Below are 6,443 nucleotides of genomic sequence, written 5' to 3'. Positions count from 1 at the left end.
GACCCCGCCTGACCCCCTCGCTCCCCCACAGCGGACCAGTAAGCCTCCCGTCAGGGGCGACCCGGCGCGTTCGCCGACAATCGCCGCGACCGCGCCACCGCCGCCGTGAAAGGCTCGCCTCGACGTAACAGGACACACGAGGGGGTTGCGACGATGAGTGATCTTGGTTCTGTGCTGCGGCTGGCGGCCTTTCCGGCGACCCCCTCCGGGGGGAACCCGGCGGGAGTGGTGCTGGACGCACGGGGGATGTCGGACACGGAGATGCAGGCCGTCGCGACCGAGGTGGGGTACGCCGAGACCGCGTTCGTCGTACGCCCGCCGGAGGATGAGAAGCCGCCCCGCGTGGGCATGCGGTACTTCTCGCCCGTCGCCGAGGTGCCGTTCTGCGGGCACGCCACCGTGGCGACGGCAGTCGCGCTGGCCGAGCGGGTCGACGCCGAGGCGTTTCTCTTCGACACCCCTGTCGGAGAGGTGCGCATCGACATCACACGGGCCGACGGGCAGGTGACCGCGTCGTTCACGAGCGTCCAGCCCCGGGTGGAGCCCATCGACGCGGACGTCTTGGAGCGGCTGCTGGACGTCCTCGGCCTCTCGCACGACGATCTCGACGCCGACCGTCCGCCGCGGGAGGCGTTCGCCGGCAACGTCCATCCCGTCCTCGTCCTGGCCTCTCAAGACACCTTCGACGGCTTCACCTTCGACCCGGACGTCCTGCGCGCGCTCATGGACGAACGGCGATGGCTCGGCACGGTCACCGTCCTGAAGGCGCTCGGCGAGGGGAAGGAGGGGGAGTTGGAGGCGCGCAACCTCTTCCCCGTCGGCGCGATCACCGAGGATCCCGCCACCGGCTCCGCGGCGGCGTCCGTCGGCGCGTACCTCCGTGACACCGGACTGCTCGACGCGCCCACCACGATCACGATCCACCAGGGCAGGCACGTCGGCCGGCCCAGTGTGCTCCGGGTCAGCATCCCGGCCGAAGGCGGCATCACCGTGTCCGGCACGGCCTCGGCGATCGACTAGGACCGGGTCACCACCGAGAACGCCACCAGCACCACCGACAACACCGGCGTCACCACACGACCGACGCCCACACCCACGCCCGCGCTCACCCCGCCTCGCGCTCCGGAACCGCCTGCTCCCGGACCGCGAGGCGGCGCAACATCTCCCGGACCCTGTCGCGGGACTCCTCGGCCGCGTCGATGGCCTCCATGCACTGCCAGTACGTCGTCTCGTCGTCCGCCGCCGAGGCGAGGCCGACGAGCGCTATGCCGACCTCGCCCAGGAGGCCGCCAAGGCTGAGGAGGGCCTGGCGCGCGTCCCCCAACTCGGTGAGCTGCGAGGCGCGTAAGGCTCCCACGTCCAGCCGCGGGACATCGAGGACCCCGCAGCCTCTGCCCGCCAACTCGGTCAGCCCCAGTGCCTCACCCCGCAGTTCGGGTGGGCCCGACACCGCCAGGCGGCTCCCGATCGCCTGGGCCAGGGCCTGTGCCTGCCACGCCTCCGTCATGATCTCCCGCTCCTCCCCGCTCCCCGCCAGGGCACGCCTGCTCGCCAGGATGAGCCGCATCGCGTCCATGCGAACCGTCCCCGTCTGTCTTGACGCGCTCATCGCACGTCCGCCCGAACTCCACTGTCCACTACCCAGAGTGAAGGCACACGGGACGAAAAGCCAGAGGAAGCCCGAAATCTGTGGACAACCCGTCGGCTGTGGACAACTCGTTAACTCCGGAGAGTGACAAGCGGATTGAAGGCTTCCTGTTGGAATCGGTTCCTCCCCTACGGGAGCCCCCGAGAGCCCTTGGGAGGAAACCTCCGCTCGTTGCGGTCGATCTTCGCGTCCAGCGCGGCCAGAGCGTCGATGCCGAGCACCTCGCAGAGCTGGAGCAAGTACGCCAGTACGTCGGCGACTTCGTCGGTGACGCGGTGGGCGGTACCGGCGTCCTCCATCACGCGCGCCGACTCCTCGGGCGTCAGCCACTGGAAGATCTCGACGAGTTCGGACGCCTCGACGCTGAGCGCGGCGACGAGGTTCTTGGGGGTGTGGTACCGCTGCCAGTCACGGGCGGCCGCGAAGTCGGCGAGCCGCCGCTGCAGGCCCGCCACATCCAGTTCGTTCACGGGACCCAGATCTATCACCCGGGTCTGTCACCCGGGTCTGTCACCCGGGTCCATCACCCGGCCTCGTCAGCCGCCGGTCGTCCCCCTCGGGCGTCCAGGTCCACCACGCTCACCCCGGCCACCCCCGCGGCCCACGACGCGTCACTCACCGCGCCCACCAGCCGGATGTGCCCACGCGCCCCCATGCGCACCGCGAGCCGGGCCAGCTCCCCCGCCTGCCGCGCGTCGAGGGCGCGGTCGAAGCCGTCGGCCAGGACCGTCAGCGCCTGGAGCGCCGCGGGCACCTCGCCCACCGGGTCGACCTCCAGGACCCCGGGTCCGGTCATCAGCACCAGGGCCAGCGCCAGATACCTCAACTCCCCGTCCACCAGCAGCCCCAGCGGTGTCCGCACCCCGTCGCCCCGGTCCAGCAGCGCCCGTACCGTCCCGTCGCCCAGCGGCTCCGCCAGCACGTCCGCGACCGGACCCGCGCACCCGGCATGGGCCGTCGCGACGAGCTGTACGTGCCGCCGCCCGCACTCCGTGCGCGTACGCCACAGCACCTCGGCGAGGTTGTCGCAGCCTCGCAGCAGCCGGCCCGCTCCGAGCCGTACCGCCGCCCGCATGGGTTCCGGCCGCGGGTCGCAGGCGAACACCGACCGCAGGGCGACGACCGTCTGCTCGGCGGCGGCGAGCACCCGGCGCTGGCCGTCGGTCCTGCCCGCGACACGAAGGGGCAGCAGAGCGGTGCCCAGGCGGTCGTCCGGGAGCGGACCGCGGGTGACCGGCGCCGAGCCCGCCGTGTGCCAGGCCGCCTGGACGACGGGACGGCTCGGGTCACGCAGGGCCGTCTCCAGCAGGATCTGCCCGCCGGAGGTCAACCGCTCGCCCACGATGCGGAGTTCCGGCTCGGCCTGCACGGCGACATCGAGCCGTACGGGTCCCTCGGGGCCGTCGGCCGTGCAGCCGACGCGGAAGCCGCGCCGGCGCCGGGCATCGGGCCGGGCCCGCTCCGGCACGCACGCGACCGGGTCCGGGAACACCTCCCCCAGCTCGGCCCCGCCGCCCAGCCGGGCCAGCGCCTCGTACACCCGCAGGACCGTGGACTTGCCGCTGCCACTGCTCCCGGCGAGGAGGGTCACCGGCCCCAGCGGGAACACGGCGCCCCGGTGCCCGGCGAAGGCGGAGAGTCTCAGCTCGGTGATGCCGGGCCGCTCCGCGCGCGCCTCCACCTCGGGCGGAACACTGACGGCGGAGGCGGACGCGGAGGCACCCGGCGGTGACAGAGACGGCGCGGTCATGCACGGACGGTAGCCACCCGCCGACCGGGCGAACCGTTCCGCCCCGATGACCTTCCTACGATCGGGGGAGCGCGCGATCCGCCGCGTCAGACCCCGGGAATCCCGGCCCCCTCCATGAGCCCCCGCACCTCGGTACCCGGCGGCGTGAGAAGGAACACGTTCCGGTCGACCCGGTGCATCCCGCTCGCCAGACCGAACACGACGCCCGTACTGAAGTCCAGCACCCGCTTGGCGACCTCGGTCTCGGCACCCGAGAGGTCGAGCAGTACCGGAACCCCCGCCATCAGCGTCTCGGCGACATCGCGGGCGTCCGCGAAGACGTTGACCCGCAGCACTACGAAGCGGCGGCGGGCCTCTGTCTCGGCCTCGGGTATCGAGCGGTGGCCGACCGCGGACGGCCATGCGTCCCGGCCCCGCAACGGCACGACCTGGGCGAGCCCTTCCCACTGTTCGTCGGTGACGTCGTGGCTGTTCACCGGCACTCCCCCTGGCTCGTACTCAAAGTCTGCACCAGCCAATTCTTACGCATGGTCACCCGTTCGGCTCAACAGCGACACGGACCGCTACCTGCTCAAGCGCACAACGGCCGGAATGCGTCACTCTTCGACCCCTCACAGCCTCCACGCGGTCACTGTGTGGCCCACGTAACCCCTCATGATCGGGTCATGTGACATCGGCGTAACGGGCAATTCGTACGCTCGACCCCGCCAGGCAACGTTCCGGAGCCGGAATCCGTATATCCCACCAAACACCGACCGGGCACACCGATCACACCGATCGGACCGATCACCCCGATCGGACCGCTCAGTCGCCGACCAGGAAGGGGCCGCCCGTGGCCGCACAGGGCCCGCAGAGCACCAGCCGCACAGGGACGCAGGTGCGGACCGTGTGCTCGTACTGCGGTGTCGGGTGCGGAATGGTCCTGGACATCGGCATGGGCCCGGACGGACGGCGTACGGTCCTGAAGGCGTCCGGGGACAAGTCCCACCCCGCGAACTTCGGCCGCCTGTGCACCAAGGGCGCGACCACGGCCGACATGCTGGCCGCGCCGGGACGGCTGACCACCGCACTGGTCCGGGACGACCGCGGTGACGAGCCCGTCCCCGCGCCCGTGCACGACGCCGTGGCCGAAACCGCACGGCGGCTGCGCGCGATCATCGACGAGCACGGTCCCGACGCGGTCTCCTTCTACGTCTCCGGGCAGATGAGCCTGGAGGCCCAGTACCTGGCGAACAAGCTCGCCAAGGGCTTCATGCGCACGAACCAGATCGAGTCCAACTCCCGGCTGTGCATGGCGAGCGCGGGCACGGGATACAAGCTGTCGCTGGGCGCCGACGGGCCGCCCGGCTCGTACCAGGACCTCGACAAGGCGGACCTGTTCCTGGTCATCGGCTCGAACATGGCCGACTGCCACCCGATCCTCTTCCTGCGGATGATGGAGCGGGTGAAGGCGGGCGCCAAGCTGATCGTGGTCGACCCGCGGCGCACGGCGACCGCCGAGAAGGCCGACCTGTACCTGCCGATACGTCCCGGCACGGACCTCGCGCTGCTCAACGGCCTGCTGCACCTGCTGCACGAGAACGGGGACACGGACCCCGACTTCATCGCCGCGCACACCGAGGGCTGGGAGGCGATGCCCGAGTTCCTCACGGACTACGCGCCGGACGCCGTCGCCCGGATCACGGGCCTCGCGGAGGAGGACATACGCGAGGCGGCCCGCCTCATCGGTGAGGCCGCCGAGTGGACCAGCTGCTGGACCATGGGCCTCAACCAGTCCACACACGGCACCTGGAACACCAACGCCCTGGTCAATCTGCACCTCGCCACCGGTGCCGTCTGCCGGCCCGGCAGCGGCCCGTTCTCCCTCACCGGGCAGCCCAACGCCATGGGCGGGCGTGAGATGGGGTACATGGGGCCGGGGCTGCCCGGTCAGCGGTCCGTACTCGTCGACGAGGAGCGGGCGTTCATCGAGGAGCTGTGGGGGCTGGCGCCTCAGACCCTGCGGAAGGACGGGGTCGGGCAGGGCACCGTCGAGATGTTCCAGAAGATGGCGGACGGCGAGATCAAGGCCTGCTGGATCATCTGCACCAACCCCGTCGCGTCGATGGCCAACCGCAGGACCGTGATCGAGGGCCTGGAGGCGGCCGAGTTCGTCGTCACGCAGGACGTGTTCACCGACACCGAGACCAACGCGTACGCCGATGTCGTCCTGCCCGGCGCGATGTGGACGGAGACCGAGGGCGTCCTCATCAACAGCGAGCGCAACCTCACGCTCGCGCGGCCCGCCGCCGACCCGCCCGGCGAGGCGATGGCCGACTGGCGGCTGATCGCGGCGGTCGCCCGTGAGATGGGCTACGAGAAGGGGTTCTCGTACGACAGCGCCGAGCAGATCTTCGAGGAGATCAAGCAGGCATGGAACCCGAAGACCGGGTGGGACCTGCGCGGGGTGACGTACGAGCGGCTGCGCTCGACGTCCGTGCAGTGGCCGGCGCCCACGGAGGACGGGCCGGACCGCAACCCGATCCGGTACGTGGAGAGCGGCGCCCCGGTGTTCCCCACGGCGAGCGGGCGGGCCGTGTTCCACGCGCGGCCGCACATGGAGCCCGCGGAGATGCCGGACGACGACTATCCGTTCGTGCTCAACACCGGGCGGTTGCAGCACCAGTGGCACACGCTGACGAAGACGGGCCGGGTCGCCAAGCTCAACAAGCTGAATCCGGGGCCGTTCGTGGAGCTGCATCCGCGGGACGCCGCCGGGCTGGGCATCGAGGACGGTGACTCGGTCGAGGTCGCCTCGCGGCGTGGGCGGGCGGTGCTGCCCGCCGTCGTGACCGAGCGGGTGCGGCCGGGGTGTTGCTTCGCGCCGTTCCACTGGAACGACCTGTTCGGGGAGTATCTGAGCATCAACGCGGTGACGAGTGACGCGGTCGATCCGCTGTCGTTCCAGCCGGAGTTGAAGGTGTGTGCGGTGGGGCTGGCGAAGGTTTCCTCGCCCCCGCCGCCCCTACCCGTCCCATCCTCTCTGGGGGCTCCGCCCCCAGACCC

General features: G+C 71.2%; 6 protein-coding genes. 2 read left to right on the top strand and 4 right to left on the bottom strand.

The genetic code is table 11. The features are described 5' to 3' along the window. Window positions 1–153: 153 nt before the first annotated feature. Window positions 154–1,020 carry a PhzF family phenazine biosynthesis protein gene (locus FNH08_RS41540; protein ID WP_152776695.1) on the top strand — a complete coding sequence of 289 codons (867 nt, stop codon included), beginning with the start codon at window positions 154–156 and terminating at the stop codon, window positions 1,018–1,020. An 85-nt stretch (window positions 1,021–1,105) separates the two neighbouring features. Here the strand turns inward: FNH08_RS41540 and FNH08_RS41535 are convergent, their stop codons facing one another. The 4 genes from FNH08_RS41535 to FNH08_RS41520 form a co-directional block, all read right to left on the bottom strand. Then, window positions 1,106–1,576: a DUF6099 family protein gene (locus FNH08_RS41535; RefSeq protein WP_152776694.1), complete on the bottom strand. Its 471-nt coding sequence runs from the start codon at window positions 1,574–1,576 to the stop codon at window positions 1,106–1,108. A 200-nt stretch (window positions 1,577–1,776) separates the two neighbouring features. Beyond that, a complete protein-coding gene (locus FNH08_RS41530) occupies window positions 1,777–2,118 on the bottom strand; it encodes a nucleotide pyrophosphohydrolase (protein WP_322726311.1) in 342 nt (113 codons plus the stop codon). A gap of 53 nt (window positions 2,119–2,171) precedes the next feature. Next, entirely contained in the window at window positions 2,172–3,398 is a 1,227-nt protein-coding gene (locus FNH08_RS41525; protein WP_152776693.1) for an AAA family ATPase, read from the bottom strand. A gap of 86 nt (window positions 3,399–3,484) precedes the next feature. After that, window positions 3,485–3,880 carry a cell division protein SepF gene (locus FNH08_RS41520; RefSeq protein WP_322726310.1) on the bottom strand — a complete coding sequence of 132 codons (396 nt, stop codon included), beginning with the start codon at window positions 3,878–3,880 and terminating at the stop codon, window positions 3,485–3,487. A 350-nt stretch (window positions 3,881–4,230) separates the two neighbouring features. Between FNH08_RS41520 and FNH08_RS41515 the strand changes: the two genes are divergently transcribed. Beyond that, window positions 4,231–6,443 (top strand): molybdopterin oxidoreductase family protein (locus FNH08_RS41515; protein WP_322726309.1); only part of this gene is annotated, 2,213 nt, incomplete at its 3' end.

This window comes from Streptomyces spongiae, from assembly GCF_009377185.1.
Classification (GTDB): domain Bacteria; phylum Actinomycetota; class Actinomycetes; order Streptomycetales; family Streptomycetaceae; genus Streptomyces; species Streptomyces spongiae.
Note: the sequence above shows the minus strand (reverse complement) of the source record. Positions and strands in the feature narration are given on the sequence as shown.

What these genes read in the sequence shown, in the direction of transcription:
- FNH08_RS41540 (WP_152776695.1), top strand. Translation starts at nt 154, where the DNA reads ATGAGTGATCTTGGTTCTGTGCTGCGGCTGGCGGCCTTTCCGGCGACC.
- FNH08_RS41535 (WP_152776694.1), bottom strand. Translation starts at nt 1,576, where the DNA reads ATGGACGCGATGCGGCTCATCCTGGCGAGCAGGCGTGCCCTGGCGGGG.
- FNH08_RS41525 (WP_152776693.1), bottom strand. Translation starts at nt 3,398, where the DNA reads ATGACCGCGCCGTCTCTGTCACCGCCGGGTGCCTCCGCGTCCGCCTCC.